Here is a 15348-nt window from a genome sequence, read left to right as displayed (position 1 = left end):
CGTGGCTGCCAACTGCGACGTCTGCGGCAAGGGGCCGGGCTTCGGCAACAACATCTCGCACTCGCACCGCCGTACGTCCCGCCGCTGGAACCCGAACATCCAGCGTGTGCGTACCGTGGTGGGCGGGACGCCGAAGCGCGTGAACGCTTGCACCTCGTGCATCAAGGCCGGCAAGGTCTCGCGCTGACGCTCTGCTGTTGAGCGCGCGGCCACCGCTGGTTCGCTGCACGGAGCCGGTCCACCACCAGGTGGGCCGGCTTCTTGCTGTGCCCGGAAGCGGATCGGACCGGGGTCAGGCCGCGGGAGTATCCGTCCTGAAGGCCCAGCCGTGGTCCACGGGCCCGATACCGGCGCCGAGGGCGAAGCCGGCCGCGATCGCCCCGGTGACGTACTCCTTGGCGGCCGTCACCGCCTCCGGGACGGACCGCCCCTTCGCCAGCTGCGCGGCGATCGCCGAGGCGAGGGTGCAGCCGGTGCCGTGCGTGTGCCGGTTGTCGTGCCGGGGCGCGCGCAGCCAGTGCTCCACGGAGCCGTCGGTGAGCAGGTCCACGGCGTCGCCGGGCAGGTGACCGCCCTTGATCAGCACCCACGCCGGACCGTACGCCAGGACGGCCGCCGCGGCCCGCCGCAGATCCCCCTCCGCCTCGACGCGTACGCCGGTCAGCCGGGCCACCTCGTCCAGGTTCGGCGTCGCGACGGTCGCGACCGGAAGCAGCCTCGTGCGTACGGAGTCCAGCGCGGAGGCCGCGAGCAGCTCGTCCCCGTGCTTGGAGATCCCCACCGGGTCCACGACCGTGGGTGCGTCCGTCCGGGCGAGCAACTCCGCGACCGCCTCGACGAGTTCGGCCGAGGCCAGCATCCCGGTCTTCACGGCCTGCACGCCGATGTCGTCGACCACGCTGCGGTACTGGGCCCGCACCGCCTCCACCGGCAGCTCCCAGGCGCCCTGCACGCCCAGGGAGTTCTGCGCGGTGACCGCCGTGACGACGCTCATCCCGTGCACCCCGAGCGCCAGCATGGTCTTCAGGTCGGCCTGGATCCCGGCCCCGCCGCCGGAGTCGGAGCCCGCCACCGTCAGCACGCGCGGGATCACGTCTCGATGTCCCCGAAGTGGTCCCAGCCGCCCTTGCTGGTCCACGGCGCTCCGTCGACCGTCACCTGGGGCAGCGCGGAGGGGTTCAGCACCTCGCCGATCACCTTCCAGCGGGCGGGCAGCTTCACGTCCGGCGGGAAGGTCGCCACGATCGCGTGGTCCTCTCCCCCGGTCAGCACCCACTGCATGGGGTCGACGCCGACGGCCTGCCCGATGTCGTTCATCTGGGACGGGATGTCTATGGCGCCGGAGCGGATGTCGATGCGGACCTTGCTGGCCTCGGCGATGTGCCCGAGGTCGGCGATCAGCCCGTCGCTGACGTCGCACATCGCCGTAGCGCCGAGCGCCGCGGCGGCCGGACCGGCGTGGTAGGGCGGCTCGGGGCGCCGGTGCGCCTCCACGAACGCCCGCGGGGAGCGGAAGCCGCGGGAGAGTACCGCGTGCCCGGCCGCGGACCAACCCAGCCAGCCGGTGACCGCGACCCGGTCGCCGGGCTGCGCGCCGCCCCGGGTGACGGGCTCCTGGTTGCGCAGGTCGCCGAGCGCGGTGATCGACACCATGATCGTGTCGCCGCGTACGACGTCGCCGCCGACCACGGACGCGCCCGCGACCTGGCACTCGTCGCGCAGGCCGTCCATCAGCTCGCTCGGCCAGGTCACCGGCAGCTCGGCCGGCACGACCAGGCCGAGCAGCAGCGCGGTCGGCACGGCGCCCATGGCGGCGATGTCCGCGAGGTTCTGCGCGGCCGCCTTGCGTCCGACGTCGTAAGCGGTGGACCAGTCGCGGCGGAAGTGCCGTCCCTCCAGGAGGATGTCGGTGCTGGCCACCACCCGCCGGTCGGGCGCGGCGACGACCGCGGCGTCGTCGCCGGGGCCGACCCGGACCGCCGGGGTGGTGGTGAGACGGGAGGTGAGCTCCCTGATGAGCCCGAACTCCCCGAGCTCACCAACAGTGCCCTTCATTTCCCTTGCTCCCCTTCCGTCCCGTGCCGTGCCCGGTCGCGCGTCATCAGTGTCCCCGATACGGTCGAGGTGGCCGTCGGCTTCCGTCGTGCCCGCCCCGCGGCGCGCAGGCCCCGGCTACCGCGGGTCTCCCCGTGGCACGCGGCGACGCGATACGGTGGCGTTCCTTTTCCCCACATGATCCTCGTGGCCGCCCTGGAGGTTCCGTGGTACAGGCGTACATTCTGATCCAGACGGAGGTCGGCAAGGCGTCGACCGTCGCCGAGACGATCAGCAAGCTTCCTGGAGTCATCCAGGCCGAGGACGTGACCGGACCGTACGACGTGATCGTGCGCGCCCAGTCCGACACCGTGGACGACCTCGGTCGCATGGTGGTCGCCAAGGTCCAGCAAGTGGACGGCATCACGCGCACCCTGACCTGCCCGGTCGTGCATCTGTAGCCCCCGTCTACCCTTGGCCGGTGAAGTTCTTCCGTCACCGGCTCATCGGCCTGCCCGCGTTCGCCCTGCTGATCGCCGTCGCCGGCTGCTCCTCGGCAGACGAGCATGCGACGGCGGCGGTTCCCAGCCCCTCCCCGAAGGCCGCGAAACTGTGCCGGCACCTGGACGAGGCGCTGCCCGCGAAGGTGGACGGCCAGAGCCGCCGGGATCCCGAGCCCGCGTCCGCGCTGACCGCGGGCTGGGGGAACCCGGCGATCATACTGCGGTGCGGTGTGCCGCGGCCCGCGGAGATGAGCGATCCGGAGGCCGACGGCGTGGAGGCGAACGGGGTGGGCTGGCTGCTGCAGAAACGGGACGACGGCTCGTTCCGTTTCACCACGACGCTGCGCGTGGTGTACGTGGAGGTGACGATCCCGAAGGCGCGCACCGGCAACGGCCTGGCGCCGCTGGTGGACCTGGCGCCGGCCGTCAAGAAGGCGATCCCCGAGGGGATCGCCGACTGACTCACCGCCGCCTGACGCGCCACCGGCCGACTCGGCGCGGGGCAGACGCAGCGCCCGGCCTGCTCAACGCGGGCCGGACCCACGCCCGCTCGGCTCGGCGCGGGACAGCTCACCCAGACCGGCGGCTCAGCGCAGGCAGGCTCGCGCAGGCCAGCAACTCAGCGCGGGCCGACTCAGCGCCCGCCCCGCTCGGCGCGGGACGGCTCACCCAGACCGGCGGCTCAGCGCAAGCACGGCTCACCCAGACCGGCGGCTCAGCGCAGGCCGGCTCGCGCGGACCGGCGGCTCAGCGCAAGCACGGCTCACCCAGGCCGGCGGCTCAGCGCAGGCCGGGTCGCGCGGACCGGCGGCTCAGCGCAAGCACGGCTCACCCAGGCCGGCGGCTCAGCGCAGGCCGGGTCGCGCGGGACGGCGGCTCAGCGGAGGCCCGTGGGCCTGCGCAGGGCCGCCTGGAGGAGCCGGTCCACCAGTTCCGGGTAGCCGATCCCGGTCGCCTGCCACATCTGCGGGTACATCGAGATGGGCGTGAAGCCGGGCATCGTGTTGATCTCGTTGATCACGAACTCCCCGTCCTCGGTGAGGAAGAAGTCCGCGCGCACCAGCCCCTCGCAGGAGGCCGCCTCGAACGCCTCCACGGCGAGCGACCGCACCTCGGCGGTCTGCTCCGGCGTCAGCGGCGCCGGCACGATGCCCGGGGTGGAGTCGATGTACTTGGCCTCGAAATCGTAGTAGGCGTGCGCGTCCGGCGGCGGGATCTCCGCGGGCACCGAGGCGCGCGGGCCGTCCTCGAACTCCAGGACGCCGCACTCGATCTCGCGGCCGCGCACGGCGGCCTCCACGAGGATCTTCGGGTCGTGCCGCTGGGCCTCCGCGATCGCCTCGTCCAGGCCCGAGAGGTCGTCGACCTTGGTGATGCCGATGGACGAGCCCGCGCGCGCGGGCTTCACGAACAGCGGCCAGCCGTGCTCGCCGGCGAAGTCGACGATCCGCTTGCGGGCGGCCGGCTCGTCCCGCTGCCACTCGCGCGGCCGGATCACCACGTACGGGCCGACCTTGAGCCCGAAGGAGGCGAACACCCGCTTCATGTACTCCTTGTCCTGGCCGACGGCCGAGGAGAGCACGCCCGAGCCCACGTACGGCACACCGGCCAGGTCCAGCAGTCCCTGCAGGGTGCCGTCCTCGCCGTACGGGCCGTGCAGCACGGGGAAGACGACGTCGACCTCGCCGAGTGCCTTGGGCACCGACCCGGGCTCGCTGTAGACGACTTCGCGGTTGGCGGGGTCGACGGGGAGCACCACACCGCCCTCGCCGGGCTCGGCCAGCTCCCCGACCTCCGGCGTACGGCGGTCGGTGATCGCCATGCGGTCCGGTTCGTCGGCGGTGAGCACCCAGCGGCCTTCCCGGGTGATGCCGATCGGCAGGACGTCGTACTTCGTCCGGTCGATGGCCCTCAGGACGGCGCCGGCGGTGACCGTGGAGATCCCGTGTTCGGAGCTGCGCCCCCCGAACACGACGGCCACGCGCGGCTTGCGAGGCGGCTGCTCAGGGCTCTGGGGAAGGTTCTGGGTGCTCATATCGCGATGAGCGTACCCGGTGGTGGTGCCCGGAGACAGCGTGCGCCCCCGGTGAGCCGGAGGGCGCGTCGGCGTACCGGCAGCGGCATCGGCACCGGTACACCGGGCGGGGCGCCCGCGTGGCGGACGCCCCGGAGCGGGTGGTGCGTCGCTCAGCGTCGTTCCGGCTTCGCGCTGCGCGACATCAGCTCCTTGACGGCGACCACCGGGGACTTGCCCTCGTGCACGATGGCGACGACCGTCTCGGTGATGGGCATGTCGACACCGTGCCGGCGTGCCAGATCCAGCACGGACTCGCAGGACTTGACGCCCTCGGCGGTCTGCTTGGTGACCGCGATGGTCTCCTGCAGGGTCATGCCCTTGCCGAGGTTGGTGCCGAAGGTGTGGTTGCGGGACAGCGGCGAGGAGCAGGTCGCCACCAGGTCGCCCAGGCCGGCCAGTCCGGAGAAGGTCAGCGGATCGGCGCCCAGCGCGACCCCGAGCCGGGTGGTCTCGGCGAGTCCGCGCGTGATGAGGGAGCCCTTGGCGTTGTCGCCGAGGCCCATGCCGTCCGCGATGCCGACCGCGAGACCGATGACGTTCTTGACCGCGCCGCCCAGTTCGCAGCCGACCACGTCGGTGTTGGTGTACGGCCGGAAGTACGGCGTGTGGCAGGCGGCCTGCAGCCGTCGGGCGACGGCCTCGTCGGTGCACGCGACCACGGAGGCGGCCGGCATCCGGGATGCGATCTCCCGGGCCAGGTTGGGCCCGGTGACCACGGCGATCCGGTCCGCGCCGACCTTGGCGACGTCCTCGATCACCTCGCTCATCCGCATGGCGGAACCGAGTTCGACGCCCTTCATCAGCGAGACCAGGACCGTGCCCGGGGCCAGCAGCGGCACCCACTCGGCGAGGTTGGCGCGCAGCGTCTGGGAGGGCACCGACAGGACCGTGAAGTCGGCGCCCGCGGCGGCCTCGGCGGGGTCGGTGGTGGCCCGCAGGTTCTCCGGGAGCTCCACGCCGGGCAGGTAGTCGGGGTTCGTGCGGCCGGAGTTGATCGCCTCGGCGACCTCCGCGCGGCGCGCCCACAGGCTGACCCGGCAGCCCGCGTCGGCCAGTACCGTGCCGAACGCCGTGCCCCACGAACCGGCGCCGAAGACCGCCGCCTTGACAGGCTCGCTCACTTGCTGCCGTCCCTTTCCCGGCCGGTCCGCGCCCGGCCGGTCTGTGCCTCGGTCCTGCGGCGCTGCTCGATCCGCTCATGACGCGGGTCGTAGGGCGTCGCGGGCGCCTTCGCGCCGCGGATCTCCTCCAGCTGGCGGGTGATGGCGGCCATGATGGTCTCGGTCGCCTCCTTCAGCAGCTCGGGAGTCATCTCCTGGTCGTAGAAGCGCGAGAGGTCCACGGGCGGGCCGGCGAGCACGTGGTGGGTCTTGCGCGGAAAGAGGTCCGGCTTCCTCGCGTACGGCGGCAGCAGCTCGTTGGCGCCCCACTGGGCGACCGGAATCACCGGGCACTTGGTCTGCAGGGCGACGCGGGCGGCGCCGGTCTTGCCGGTCATCGGCCAGCCGTCCGGGTCGCGGGTGAGGGTGCCCTCGGGGTAGAAGGCGACACACTCGCCGCGTTCCACGGCGTCGATGGCCGCCCGGAAGGCGCTCAGGGCGTCCGTGCTCTCACGGTAGACGGGGATCTGCCCGGTGCCGCGCATCGCGGCACCGACGAATCCCTTCCGGAAAAGGCCGCTCTTAGCGAGAAATCGGGGGACCCGTCCGGTGTTGTACTGAAAGTGCGCGTATGCGACCGGATCCACGTGGGAATTGTGGTTCACCACGGTGATAAATCCGCCCTCGGCCGGAATGTGCTCCATTCCACGCCAGTCCCGCTTGATCAGAACCACCAGCGGCGGTTTGCAGAGCACCGCGGCGAAGCGGTACCAGAAGCCGATTCTGCGGCGGGGCACGCGGACACCTTCCTCTAGGGATCAAGGACGTCGGGGCCTGGGGGCCGCACAAGTGTCGCCCCAGGCCGCCGGTCTGTCGAGAACACCGTACGCCCGCCCGTCTCCCACCCCCACCCTTCCAAGGAGCTTCGCGCCTCCTCCTCCGGCCCGTCTCCCACCCCCACCCTTCCAAGGAGCTTCGCGCCTCCTCCTCCGACCCGTCTCCCACCCCCACCCTTCCAAGAAGCTTGCCTTCGCGCCCCTCCTCCTCCCGCCCCTCCACCCCCGCCCGACGGACGGCCGAGGCGACGGCTGAGTGACAATGGCCGCGACTGCCGCGACTAGGGAGGGAGGGAACGCTCGTGCAGTGGACCTTGGTCATCCCCGTGAAACCTCTGGCACGTGCCAAGAGCAGGCTCTCGGACACCGCCGACGACGGACTGCGCCCGGGCCTCGCCCTCGCCTTCGCCCAGGACACGGTGGCCGCCGCGCTGGCCTGCCCGGCGGTCGGGCATGTGGCCGTCGTCACGGACGACGCCCTGGCCGGCCGTGAACTGGCCGCGCTGGGCGCCCGGATCGTCGCCGGGGAACCCGGCGGCGGCCTGAACCCGGCCCTGACGCACGCGGCGGCGGCGGCACGCGCCGCGCGCCCCGGCGGCCCGGTGGCGGCCCTGAACGCCGACCTGCCGGCCCTGCGTCCCGCGGAATTGTCCCGGGTTCTGGAAGCGGCCGCGGAATTTCCCCGCGCTTTTCTCGCGGATGCGGCGGCGATCGGCACGACCGTGCTGGCCGCCGCCCCCGGCCGGGAATTGCGCCCGGCATTCGGCGGCGATTCCCGGGCCCGGCACCGCGCGTCCGGCGCCGCGGAACTCACCCTCGACGGGGTCGACTCGGTGCGTCAGGACGTGGACACCGGCGAGGATCTGCGGGCGGCCCTGAGCCTGGGCGTCGGGCCGCGGACGGCCGCGATGGCCGCACAGCTGCTGATCCCGGGGCAGTAGGCTGCCGGGCATGCAGGCGACCGCGTACACGTACGACCCCGAAACCCGCAGCGGGCAGGTGCTGCTCGACGACGGGACGCCGGTGCCCTTCGAGGCGGCGGCGTTCGACGCGGGCGGGCTGAGGCTGCTGCGGCCCGGGCAGCGGGTGCGCATCGAGACCGAGGGCGAGGGCGCCGGGCGGCGCATCACGCTGGTGACCCTCCAGACCTTCTGAGCCCCTCGGGAAACTCCCGTAACGCGCCGCGGGCCGGACTCCGTGCGGAGTCCGGCCCGGCGCGTGGGTGCCCCTGCGTCATTACCTCTTGCGGGCGGTGGCCTTCTTGGCGGTGGTGGTGCGGGCCGGCGACTTCTTGGCCGGGGCCTTCTTGGCCGTCGTCTTCTTGGCGGCGGTCTTCTTCGCGGCGGTGGTCTTGGCGGCGGCCGTGGTCTTGGCGGGCGCCTTCTTCGCGGCGGCCTTCTTCGCGGCGGCCGTGGTCTTCTTGGCCGGCGCCTTCTTCGCGGCGGCCTTCTTGGCGGCGGCGGTCTTGGTGGTTGCCTTCTTCGTCGCCGCCTTCTTGACCGTGGCGGCAGCCCCGCCGGTCAGGCTGCCCTTGGGGGCCTTCTTGACGGCGATGTCGCCCTTCGGGAGCTTCTTCGAGCCGCTCACCAGGTCCTTGAAGCCCTGCCCCGCACGGAAGCGCGGCACGGAGGTCTTCTTGACCCGAACCCGCTCGCCGGTCTGAGGGTTGCGGGCGTAACGGGCCGGGCGGTCGACCTTCTCGAAGGAACCGAAGCCGGTGACCGAGACCCGGTCACCCGCGACCACCGCACGGACGATGGCGTCCAGGACGGCGTCGACAGCATCGGCGGCCTGCTGGCGGCCGCCCATCTTGTCGGCAATCGCTTCTACGAGCTGCGCCTTGTTCACGTCTTCCCCTTCGGAGACATCGCCAGAACGAAAGTGTTCAAGCTTTTCGCACGTTAGGCAGATATATACCGCAAATCAAACACGAAACGGGCTTATCACCCTTGTGCCGCAGCGGAACTCGACTGCCTGGGAGTTGATCAGCGTTCCTCTCCGGGGAATCGACCCTCGTCGAGGTCCACGCGGAACCCCTCCAGCCGCCTTGCCGCGTCGGCGAGATCGTGCTTGGCCACGGCCGTAATGGCCAGCAGCTTCCGGGTCAGCGCCATCCGTACGCCCTCCGGGACTTGCAGTGCGCGCACCGTCGAGTGCGCTTCTTTGAGCTGGTCCGCGACTGCCGCATAGAGCTCGAGTTGGCCGTCGTGTTCCATGCACAGATTGTGCCATCTGGGGCAAGTTGTCGCCTGCGCAGGGGGTAACTCCCGCCTCGGACGGCCGATTCGGCACCGGCACAAGCCGGTGCCGCAGGACCCGGTTACCCCGGCAACAAGCGCTCTAACGTGGGAAGTTGAGGGTGCCCGGGGGGAGGCGCCGGGCCGTCCGGGTCCAGAAACGGCTGTACCCCCGATCGGGGCGATCGGGGGTACAGCGAGGAGATCGAGGTGGCCGAAACCAGCTCTTGCGGAGCCGGGGATCAGACCTGCAGCGTGTGCGGCTTGTACGACGGCCGCTTCTGCTCGTAGGCCGCGATGTCGGGCTCGTTCTGCAGCGTGATCGAGATGTCGTCCAGGCCGTTCAGCAGCCGCCAGCGCGAGTTCTCGTCCAGCTCGAAGGAGGCGGTGATGCCCTCGGCGCGCACCTCGCGGTTCTCCAGGTCGACGGTGATCTCGGCCTGCGGGTCGGCCTCCGTGAGCTCCCACAGGGCGTCCACGATCTTCTGCTCCAGAACCACCGTGAGCAGGCCGTTCTTGAGCGAGTTGCCGCGGAAGATGTCCGCGAAGCGGGAGGAGATCACGGCCTTGAAGCCGTAGTTCTGCAGCGCCCAGACGGCGTGCTCACGGGAGGAGCCGGTGCCGAAGTCGGGGCCGGCGACCAGGACCGTGGCGCCCGCGCGCTCCGGGCGGTTGAGGACGAAGGCCGCGTCCTTGCGCCAGGCCTCGAACAGCCCGTCCTCGAAACCGTCCCGGGTCACCTTCTTGAGCCAGTGAGCAGGGATGATCTGGTCGGTGTCGACGTTGGAGCGGCGCAGCGGGACGGCCCGGCCGGTGTGCGTGGTGAAAGCTTCCATGACTGATCAGACTCCAGCGGGCACAGATGCGGCGGTTGTGTCGGTCAGGTCGGCCGGGGAGGCCAGGTGGCCCAGGACCGCCGTCGCGGCGGCGACCTGCGGCGACACCAGGTGCGTACGACCGCCCTTGCCCTGCCGGCCCTCGAAGTTGCGGTTGGAGGTGGAGGCGGAGCGCTCGCCGGGGGCCAGCTGGTCGGGGTTCATGCCCAGACACATCGAGCAGCCCGCGTGCCGCCACTCGGCGCCGGCCTCCTTGAACACGACGTCCAGGCCCTCGGAGACGGCCTGCAGACCCACCCGCGCCGAGCCCGGGACGACCAGCATCCGTACGCCGTCGGCGACTTTGCGGCCCTTGAGCAGATCGGCGGCGGCGCGCAGGTCCTCGATGCGGCCGTTGGTGCACGAGCCTACGAAGACGGTGTCCACCTTGATGGAGCGCAGCGGCTGCCCGGCCTCCAACCCCATGTACTCCAGGGCCTTTTCGGCGGCGAGGCGCTCCGAAGCGTCTTCGTACGAAGCGGGGTCGGGGACGGACGCCGAAAGCGGCGCGCCCTGACCGGGGTTGGTGCCCCAGGTGACGAACGGCGACAGCGACGCGGCGTCGATCACGACCTCGGCGTCGAACTCGGCGTCGTCGTCGGTGCGCAGCGTCTTCCAGTACTCGACGGCCGCGTCCCAGTCGGCGCCCTCGGGGGCGTGCGGACGGCCCTCCAGGTACGCGAAGGTGGTCTCGTCGGGGGCGATCATGCCCGCGCGGGCGCCGGCCTCGATCGACATGTTGCAGATGGTCATCCGGGCCTCCATCGAGAGCTTCTCGATGGCGGAGCCGCGGTACTCCAGGATGTAGCCCTGGCCGCCGCCGGTGCCGATCTTCGCGATGATCGCCAGGATCAGGTCCTTGGCGGTGACGCCCTCGGGCAGTTCGCCGTCGACCGTGATCGCCATGGTCTTCGGGCGGGCCAGCGGCAGCGTCTGGGTCGCCAGCACGTGCTCGACCTGCGAGGTGCCGATGCCGAACGCCAGCGCGCCGAAGGCGCCGTGCGTGGAGGTGTGCGAGTCGCCGCAGACGACGGTCATGCCGGGCTGGGTCAGGCCCAGCTGCGGGCCGACGACGTGCACGACGCCCTGCTCGACGTCGCCCAGCGGGTGCAGCCGGACGCCGAACTCGGCGCAGTTCTTGCGCAGCGTCTCCAGCTGGGCCCGGGAGACCGGGTCCGCGATGGGCTTGTCGATGTCCAGGGTGGGGGTGTTGTGGTCCTCGGTGGCGATGGTCAGGTCGAGCCGGCGCACGCCGCGCCCGCTCTTGCGGAGCCCGTCGAAGGCCTGCGGGCTGGTCACCTCGTGCAGCAGGTGCAGATCGATGTAGAGGAGGTCGGGCTCGCCCTCGGCGCGCCGGACGACATGGTCGTCCCAGACCTTCTCCGCGAGTGTCCTACCCATCGCTTTCCCTCCGGCCGGCAAGAGTCCACCGGCCCAACTAGAGATCTTGAGGAGGCGGCGCCCGCGCCCCTGTTCCGGGCGTCCGCCGCCGGGCCCTCACGTTCACGGGCCGCTGTGTCATCCAAGAGTGGCGCGTTCCACGGAAAATTGAACTTGCGTTTCACAGAGTGAGACGCGAGTATCGTTGCATGGACAACAGTAGCGGCGTGGGCGTTCTGGACAAGGCGGCCCTTGTCCTGAGCGCCCTGGAGTCCGGCCCGGCCACCCTCGCGGGTCTGGTGGCGGCCACCGGACTGGCACGACCGACGGCCCACAGACTCGCGGTCGCCCTGGAGCATCACCGCATGGTGGCACGTGACATGCAGGGCCGCTTCATTCTCGGCCCGCGCCTCGCGGAACTGGCCGCGGCGGCGGGCGAGGACCGCCTGCTGGCCACCGCGGGCCCGGTGCTGACCCACCTGCGGGACGTCACGGGCGAGAGCGCCCAGCTCTACCGCCGCCAGGGCGACATGCGCATATGCGTCGCCGCGGCGGAGCGCCTGTCCGGGCTGCGGGACACCGTCCCGGTCGGCTCGACGCTGACGATGAAGGCGGGATCCTCCGCGCAGATCCTGATGGCCTGGGAGGAGCCGGAGCGCCTGCACCGCGGCCTGCAGGGCGCCCGCTTCACGGCGACGGCCCTGTCGGGTGTGCGGCGCCGCGGCTGGGCCCAGTCGATCGGCGAGCGCGAGCCGGGGGTCGCGTCCGTCTCCGCGCCGGTGCGCGGCCCCTCCAACCGCGTGGTGGCCGCCGTGTCGGTCTCCGGCCCCATCGAGCGCCTGACCCGCCACCCGGGCCGGATGCACGCCCAGGCCGTCATCGACGCCGCGGCCCGCCTCTCGGAGGCCCTGCGCCGCACGGGCTGATCCGCGGCACGCGCCGGCTCACCGCGCCGACGGGACAGGGCGGCCTCAACGCCGCGGCAGCCCTGCCCCGACAGCACGACGACCGGCCTCCGGACGACCGACAGGCGATCGCCCCGGAAGACCGGTCGGCGCCCCCTGCGGGACCGGCCGGACGACCGGCCTCGGGACGGGCGTGACGCTAGGCGTCCGTGCCCCGCCCCGCTGCCCGGGCGAACCGCTGCGCGGCGGTCCGCCCGCGGCGCTCGATCGGCAGCACCCCCGTGGCCGCCGCGAGACCGAAGGGCGGCATGTCGAAATAGATCGACTCGTACGACCCCTCGGGCACGACGTACGCCTCGTGCCACAGCCCCACGTGCCCGCGCACCTTCCCCGCCCGCTCCTTGCGGTTGACGATCCCCCACACCCGGTGGTGGAACATCTCCGGCGACGACGCGTAGGCGTAGAGCTTCTCCTGGGACTCCCAGTACTGGACGACGTAGTAGGTCCGCGGCGAGGCGGTCAGCAGGATGCGCCCCAGCAGCCCCCGGTTGCTTTCCCGGGCAAGCTCCCCCAGCATCCGGAACATCGACAGCATCACCGGGAGCCACTGGTGCACCGCCCAGAAGTGATTGATACGCATCCCGATCAGCAGGACCACCGCGTCGCCTTCGGCGGCCGCGGTCGTGCGGCCCGGAATCGGCTTTGCGAACATGGGGCACCCCCGTGGTCCCTGATTGGATACCGGAACTATCCTTCTGAGCGGTGATTGGATAGTGGCACTTCCCAAGGAGAGGCGCAAGAGGTGCGGCTGGCGGAACTGAGCAAGCGCAGCGGTGTGCCCATCGCGACGATCAAGTACTACCTGCGCGAAGGGCTGTTGGCGCCGGGCCGCCAGATCAACGCGAGGACCGCCGAGTACGACGAGGACCATCTGCGCCGGCTGCGCGTGGTGCGGGCGCTCATCCAGATCGGGCGGCTCCCGGTGGCGACGGCCCGCGAGGTGCTGGGCCACATCGACGACGACTCCCTGGGTCGGACGATCCGGATGGGCGCGGCCCTGTGGGCACTGCCCCAGGTGCCCGATCCGGACGGCGAGGACGAGTTCGTCGAGCGGGCGCGCGCCGAGGTGGAGCGGATGCTGGAGCAGCTCGGCTGGTCGAACGCGCAGGCACTCAGCACCATCTCCCCCGCCTACCGTTCGCTGGTGACGGGGCTGGCCGCGTTCCGGCGGCTCGGCTACGACTGGGACATCGAACTGACGGTGCCGTACGCGCGGTTGATGCACCAGGTGGCGGTCCTCGACCTGGACTTCGTGGAGTCCCACGCGTCGGAGGCGGAGAAGGTGGAGGTCGCGGTGCTGGGCACGGTCCTGCTCGAACCGGTGCTGAGCGCCCTGCGGCGGGTCGCGCAGGAGGAGGAGTCGGCCCGCCGGTACGGCTTCGAGTGAGCGGCGGGCCGGGGCACGACGAAGGCCCCCCACCCGAGTGGAGGGCCTTGCTGTCGAGTACCCCCGACCGGATTCGAACCGGCGCTACCGCCTTGAGAGGGCGGCGTGCTAGGCCGCTACACAACGGGGGCATGGACACTGCGTTTCCGCAGGCCCGAGCTGGTCTACCTGGACTCGAACCAAGACTAACTGAACCAGAATCAGTCGTGCTGCCAATTACACCATAGACCAATGTGGTTTAGACCAGTCAGTACCCCCGACCGGATTCGAACCGGCGCTACCGCCTTGAGAGGGCGGCGTGCTAGGCCGCTACACAACGGGGGCCCTAGCGATCCCGAGTGATCGAGATCAGTACCCCCGACCGGATTCGAACCGGCGCTACTGCCTTGAGAGGGCAGCGTGCTAGGCCGCTACACAACGGGGGCTTGCGGATGTGATCCGCGAGTGCAGATGAGCTCTGCGAGCTGGCCTACCTGGACTCGAACCAAGACTAACTGAACCAGAATCAGTCGTGCTGCCAATTACACCATAGGCCACTGGAACGCAAGCCCCTGCGGGGTTCTCGTTCTAGTTCGCTCCCCCGGTTCCCGGCCTTTCGGCCCGCTCCCCGGCGGCGCAGGAAGAACATTACCTGAAGGAGGACGGGGCTCCAAAACGAGTATCCGCACCGAGGATCGCCGGGAGTTCCGCGAGGGAGGCGATCCGGCGGGGACCGTGGAACGTGCCGGCGTCGGCGTACACGCCGCCGCGGTCGATCCACACCGACAGCAGCCCGGCGTCCGCGGCGCCCCGCCCGTCGATCTCGGGGTGGTCGCCGACGTACGCGACCTCACGCGGGGCCAGGCGCAGGGCGTCGCAGGCGGCCAGGAAGGCGGCCGCATCCGGCTTGGAGACACCGAGTTCCGCGGCGCACAGGATGGTCTCGAAGCGGTCGTGCACGCCGAGCACGCGCAGCTTGCGGTCCTGGACGGTGAGGCTGGAGTTGGACAGCACGGCGTGCCGGTGACTGGCGGAGAGGGCGTCGAGCACGGGCAGGACGTCCGGGAAGAGGGCCCAGGCGGCCTCGTAGTGCCGTACGTAACGCTGAAACCAGGCGTCGGCCTCGGCGTCGGTCAGCGGCTCGTCCAGGAAGACCCGCACGCGCTCGCGGCGCTGGTCCTCGAAGGTGGTCTCACCGGCCGAGAACCTGGCCCACTGCTGGTCGGTCACCCGCCGCCAGTGGGCGAGGGCCTGCTCGGCGGTGCCGTACCGGTCGAGCCGGCCCTCGGCCACGAGGTGGTCGCGCATGCCGACGCGGTCCGCGGTCGTGTAGTCGAAGAGGGTGTCGTCGACGTCCCAGACCACGGCCCGAATGCTCATGTTCCGACGGTAACCCGGCCGGGGCGCGGGCGTCCGGGAAACGGGTCAGTCGTGGGCGCCCCACCAGACGAACCGCTCGATCGGGATCATGTCCGTCACGGCGGCCGTGCTGCTGTAGATCGCGTCACCGTTGTCGGAGGTGCGCAGCTGGTCCGTGTAGAGGTTCATGATGCGGTGGTCGTCGGCGTTCCAGAACTGCTGTCCGCTGCCGCCGCAGGGGCTCGTCCACACGGCGTTGTTCAGGGACTTGGAGTCCGTGGTGAGGCAGTCGCCGTTGGCGTTGCTCACCAGCCTGCGGAAGGTGTAGCCGAAGGCGTCGGTGGTCACCGAGCCCCAGTGCCAGTTCCGCGTGACGAGGCCGTCGTTGCAGGGGGCGGACCAGACGTTGTCGGTCGTGGGCGAGGCGGTGAGGCAGTTGCCCTCGTAGTCGTTCGTGTACGTCCAGTTGGCGGCGGACGCGTAGGACAGGGTGCCGCCGGCGGCGAGCAGCACGGCGGCGAGGCCGGCGGGGACGGTCAGTCGCGTTCTCCAGGATGTCATGATCATGATCTTCGGGAGGGCGTACGGCCCCCCGGCGAACCGGCCCTGAACGGAT

At 71.3% G+C, this 15348-nt stretch carries 19 protein-coding genes and 5 tRNA genes; 7 read left to right on the top strand and 17 right to left on the bottom strand.

The annotated features are described in order from the left end of the window. The first annotated feature begins 1 nt into the window (after window position 1). Window positions 2-187: a 50S ribosomal protein L28 gene (gene rpmB, locus ACZ5GT_RS13110; RefSeq protein WP_003993230.1), complete on the top strand. Its 186-nt coding sequence runs from the start codon at window positions 2-4 to the stop codon at window positions 185-187. 105 nt (window positions 188-292) lie between these two features. On the opposite strand, the gene thiD is transcribed toward rpmB, so the two are convergent. Both thiD and ACZ5GT_RS13100 read right to left on the bottom strand, forming a co-directional pair. Next, on the bottom strand, window positions 293-1093 hold the full coding sequence (thiD, locus tag ACZ5GT_RS13105; RefSeq protein WP_469020405.1) for a bifunctional hydroxymethylpyrimidine kinase/phosphomethylpyrimidine kinase: 801 nt from the start codon (window positions 1091-1093) through the stop codon (window positions 293-295). After that, window positions 1090-2055 carry a thiamine-phosphate kinase gene (locus tag ACZ5GT_RS13100; protein ID WP_469020403.1) on the bottom strand — a complete coding sequence of 322 codons (966 nt, stop codon included), beginning with the start codon at window positions 2053-2055 and terminating at the stop codon, window positions 1090-1092. Before ACZ5GT_RS13100 ends, thiD begins: the two co-directional genes overlap by 4 nt. A 206-nt stretch (window positions 2056-2261) precedes the next feature. On the opposite strand from ACZ5GT_RS13100, the gene ACZ5GT_RS13095 reads away from it, so the two are divergent. After that, entirely contained in the window at window positions 2262-2495 is a 234-nt protein-coding gene (locus tag ACZ5GT_RS13095) for an Lrp/AsnC family transcriptional regulator (RefSeq protein ID WP_324788849.1), read from the top strand. 20 nt (window positions 2496-2515) lie between these two features. After that, a complete protein-coding gene (locus ACZ5GT_RS13090) occupies window positions 2516-2998 on the top strand; it encodes a DUF3515 domain-containing protein (RefSeq protein WP_469020400.1) in 483 nt (160 codons plus the stop codon). 416 nt (window positions 2999-3414) lie between these two features. On the opposite strand, the gene ACZ5GT_RS13085 is transcribed toward ACZ5GT_RS13090, so the two are convergent. From ACZ5GT_RS13085 to ACZ5GT_RS13075, 3 genes are all read right to left on the bottom strand, one after another. Continuing rightward, a complete protein-coding gene (locus tag ACZ5GT_RS13085) occupies window positions 3415-4572 on the bottom strand; it encodes a D-alanine--D-alanine ligase family protein (protein ID WP_469020396.1) in 1158 nt (385 codons plus the stop codon). A 152-nt stretch (window positions 4573-4724) separates the two neighbouring features. Beyond that, window positions 4725-5735, bottom strand: coding sequence for an NAD(P)H-dependent glycerol-3-phosphate dehydrogenase (locus ACZ5GT_RS13080; RefSeq protein ID WP_469020393.1), 1011 nt, complete (start codon window positions 5733-5735; stop codon window positions 4725-4727). After that, window positions 5732-6511 (bottom strand): lysophospholipid acyltransferase family protein, encoded by a 780-nt coding sequence (locus tag ACZ5GT_RS13075; protein ID WP_469020390.1) that lies wholly within the window; start codon window positions 6509-6511, stop codon window positions 5732-5734. The genes ACZ5GT_RS13080 and ACZ5GT_RS13075 overlap by 4 nt, the downstream gene beginning before the upstream one ends. A 341-nt stretch (window positions 6512-6852) precedes the next feature. Between ACZ5GT_RS13075 and cofC the strand changes: the two genes are divergently transcribed. Continuing rightward, on the top strand, window positions 6853-7491 hold the full coding sequence (cofC, locus tag ACZ5GT_RS13070) for a 2-phospho-L-lactate guanylyltransferase (protein ID WP_469020388.1): 639 nt from the start codon (window positions 6853-6855) through the stop codon (window positions 7489-7491). A gap of 10 nt (window positions 7492-7501) precedes the next feature. Then, window positions 7502-7705 (top strand): hypothetical protein, encoded by a 204-nt coding sequence (locus tag ACZ5GT_RS13065; protein ID WP_469020386.1) that lies wholly within the window; start codon window positions 7502-7504, stop codon window positions 7703-7705. A gap of 81 nt (window positions 7706-7786) precedes the next feature. Here the strand turns inward: ACZ5GT_RS13065 and ACZ5GT_RS13060 are convergent, their stop codons facing one another. From ACZ5GT_RS13060 to leuC, 4 genes are all read right to left on the bottom strand, one after another. Continuing rightward, window positions 7787-8398, bottom strand: coding sequence for an HU family DNA-binding protein (locus ACZ5GT_RS13060; protein WP_469020383.1), 612 nt, complete (start codon window positions 8396-8398; stop codon window positions 7787-7789). Window positions 8399-8535: 137 nt separating this feature from the next. Next, window positions 8536-8766: an SCO5555 family protein gene (locus tag ACZ5GT_RS13055; protein WP_469020381.1), complete on the bottom strand. Its 231-nt coding sequence runs from the start codon at window positions 8764-8766 to the stop codon at window positions 8536-8538. A gap of 263 nt (window positions 8767-9029) precedes the next feature. Beyond that, a complete protein-coding gene (gene leuD / locus ACZ5GT_RS13050; RefSeq protein ID WP_469020378.1) occupies window positions 9030-9623 on the bottom strand; it encodes a 3-isopropylmalate dehydratase small subunit in 594 nt (197 codons plus the stop codon). Between the two features lie 6 nt (window positions 9624-9629). After that, a complete protein-coding gene (gene leuC / locus ACZ5GT_RS13045; RefSeq protein WP_469020374.1) occupies window positions 9630-11063 on the bottom strand; it encodes a 3-isopropylmalate dehydratase large subunit in 1434 nt (477 codons plus the stop codon). 188 nt (window positions 11064-11251) lie between these two features. Between leuC and ndgR the strand changes: the two genes are divergently transcribed. Continuing rightward, window positions 11252-11968 (top strand): IclR family transcriptional regulator NdgR, encoded by a 717-nt coding sequence (gene ndgR, locus ACZ5GT_RS13040; RefSeq protein ID WP_015036427.1) that lies wholly within the window; start codon window positions 11252-11254, stop codon window positions 11966-11968. Window positions 11969-12146: 178 nt separating this feature from the next. On the opposite strand, the gene ACZ5GT_RS13035 is transcribed toward ndgR, so the two are convergent. Continuing rightward, window positions 12147-12659: a DUF4188 domain-containing protein gene (locus ACZ5GT_RS13035; RefSeq protein WP_469020368.1), complete on the bottom strand. Its 513-nt coding sequence runs from the start codon at window positions 12657-12659 to the stop codon at window positions 12147-12149. 90 nt (window positions 12660-12749) lie between these two features. On the opposite strand from ACZ5GT_RS13035, the gene ACZ5GT_RS13030 reads away from it, so the two are divergent. Beyond that, a complete protein-coding gene (locus ACZ5GT_RS13030; protein WP_469020365.1) occupies window positions 12750-13394 on the top strand; it encodes a MerR family transcriptional regulator in 645 nt (214 codons plus the stop codon). 58 nt (window positions 13395-13452) lie between these two features. Here the strand turns inward: ACZ5GT_RS13030 and ACZ5GT_RS13025 are convergent. From ACZ5GT_RS13025 to ACZ5GT_RS12995, 7 genes are all read right to left on the bottom strand, one after another. Beyond that, window positions 13453-13525 (bottom strand) — tRNA-Glu (locus ACZ5GT_RS13025). Between the two features lie 28 nt (window positions 13526-13553). Then, window positions 13554-13625: transfer RNA gene (locus ACZ5GT_RS13020), tRNA-Gln, on the bottom strand. Between the two features lie 20 nt (window positions 13626-13645). Beyond that, window positions 13646-13718, bottom strand: a tRNA-Glu gene (locus ACZ5GT_RS13015). A 28-nt stretch (window positions 13719-13746) separates the two neighbouring features. Next, a tRNA-Glu gene (locus ACZ5GT_RS13010) sits at window positions 13747-13819 on the bottom strand. A 39-nt stretch (window positions 13820-13858) separates the two neighbouring features. Continuing rightward, window positions 13859-13930: transfer RNA gene (locus ACZ5GT_RS13005), tRNA-Gln, on the bottom strand. Window positions 13931-14021: 91 nt separating this feature from the next. Further along, window positions 14022-14753 carry an HAD family hydrolase gene (locus tag ACZ5GT_RS13000; RefSeq protein WP_469020360.1) on the bottom strand — a complete coding sequence of 244 codons (732 nt, stop codon included), beginning with the start codon at window positions 14751-14753 and terminating at the stop codon, window positions 14022-14024. A 45-nt stretch (window positions 14754-14798) separates the two neighbouring features. Further along, complete coding sequence (locus ACZ5GT_RS12995; protein ID WP_469020355.1) at window positions 14799-15293, bottom strand: hypothetical protein; 495 nt, start codon at window positions 15291-15293, stop codon at window positions 14799-14801. Window positions 15294-15348 lie beyond the last annotated feature (55 nt).

The organism is Streptomyces sp. NPDC031340, from assembly GCF_055569945.1.
This window is presented reverse-complemented; position numbering and strand designations above follow the sequence as displayed.